Raw genomic sequence first — 1,490 nt, 5'->3', positions numbered from 1 at the left:
AGATGGCAGACGACACTTCGTGATTTTGCGATCACGCTTTTCTGGCTTCTAGCCGCGATCGAGTTTACCTGGGCGGCTATTCGTCTTGCTCTGAAAGGGGCCGATTTCGGGGAGTGGGTGGCAGAGGTCACGAACCAGGTCCTTTTCATCGGCTTCTTCTTTACGCTCCTGCTCAACTCGGCCAATTACGCAACTGCTGTCGTGAACAGCTTCCGGCAAGCGGCCAACGAAGCCACCGTGGCAAGTGGGGGATCAACGGCGATCTCGCCGTCCGATGTCTTTGAAGTTGGTTTCAATTTGGCAATGAGGGTCGCGGAACAGGTCACGTTGTTGAAGCTCGCTGACAGCGCCGGCATTGTCATTGCCGCTCTGATTATCCTGATCTGCTTTGCGCTGATTGCCGCTTTCCTGATCCTGGCTCTGGTGGAGAGCTACATTGTCATCTCGGCCGGTGTTCTGCTGATGGGTTTCGGCGGCTCCCGCTGGACCAAGGATTATGCCGTCAAGGTTCTGGTCTACGCCGTGGCGGTCGGCGCCAAGCTATTTGTCCTTCAGCTGCTCATCGGTTTGGGACAATCCATGATCATGGGATGGGCAGGTCAGATGGTGACCAACACCGCCAGTATCTTCGTCATCGTGGGCTCTGCTGTCGTCATGCTGGCGATTACCAAGGTGGTGCCGGACATGGTCCAGAGCCTCGTGAACGGCACTGGCCCGAGCGGTGGCAGCGCCCTGGTCGGGGCTACCGCCGCTGTTGGCGGCGCCGTGACTGGTGTCGCAGCAGGTGCGGCCGGTGCCGGAATGGCGGTCGGTGGCGCCTCCAAGCTTGCCAGTGCCCAGCTCGCCAGCTCCGGCCTGTCCTCGTCCCCTCCGCCCGCTTTCGCTGCCCGCATGGCCGCCCGCGCCGCCGGCAATCTTGGCCAAGCGGCGGTGCAGGACGTGGGCCGCCGCCTGTCCGGTCGCCACCATGGCACCATGGGCGGGCGCATGGGCGAGAGCATGATCCACAAGGCCCGCGAGCTGCGGGCCGCCGCCGAAAAGCCGCAGGCGCCGCAAGCTCCTCAGCAGGGGCAGTCGCCGGGCCAACCCAACAACGTGATCCGCCCCGAATAGGCGTTCGGTGTTGAACGCCAGGGGGAGGGATTCCTTCGATCTATAGGCAATCGACTATGAAGACCCACGCCCTGCGCAAGCCGAAACCTCCAGCAAAACCGCCGGCCGAAACCCCCTACCTCTCGGCTCGGCGGGAATGGAACGAGCGGTATGGCTCCTACATCGCCCGCGCCAACGCATGGCGCCTCACGGCGCTGTCCAGCCTCGCCATCGCCGCCCTGGCGGTCGGGGGTGTGGTGTGGATCGGCAGCCAGAACCGCCTCGTCCCCTATGTCGTGGAAACCAACAAGCTCGGCTATGCTGTGGGGGTGCGGGCGGCCGATCAGATCTATGTGCCCAACGAGCGGGTCATTCGTGCCCAGCTCGCCCGCTGGGTC

The 1,490-nt window shown here is 63.4% G+C and carries 2 protein-coding genes; both read left to right on the top strand.

Annotation, left to right across the window (positions count from 1 at the left end):
• Positions 1-1,113, top strand: a 1,113-nt coding sequence (gene trbL / locus I71_RS24025; protein WP_042699477.1) for a P-type conjugative transfer protein TrbL, incomplete at its 5' end; no start/stop codon positions are given.
• A gap of 56 nt (positions 1,114-1,169) precedes the next feature.
• Positions 1,170-1,490: VirB8/TrbF family protein (locus I71_RS24020; protein ID WP_042699474.1), on the top strand; the 321-nt coding region annotated here is incomplete at its 3' end.

It is taken from the genome of Azospirillum sp. B506 (genome assembly GCF_000333595.1).
Taxonomy (GTDB): domain Bacteria; phylum Pseudomonadota; class Alphaproteobacteria; order Azospirillales; family Azospirillaceae; genus Azospirillum.
The sequence above is the reverse complement of the archived record's forward strand: the minus strand, read 5'-3'. Positions and strand labels throughout refer to the sequence as shown.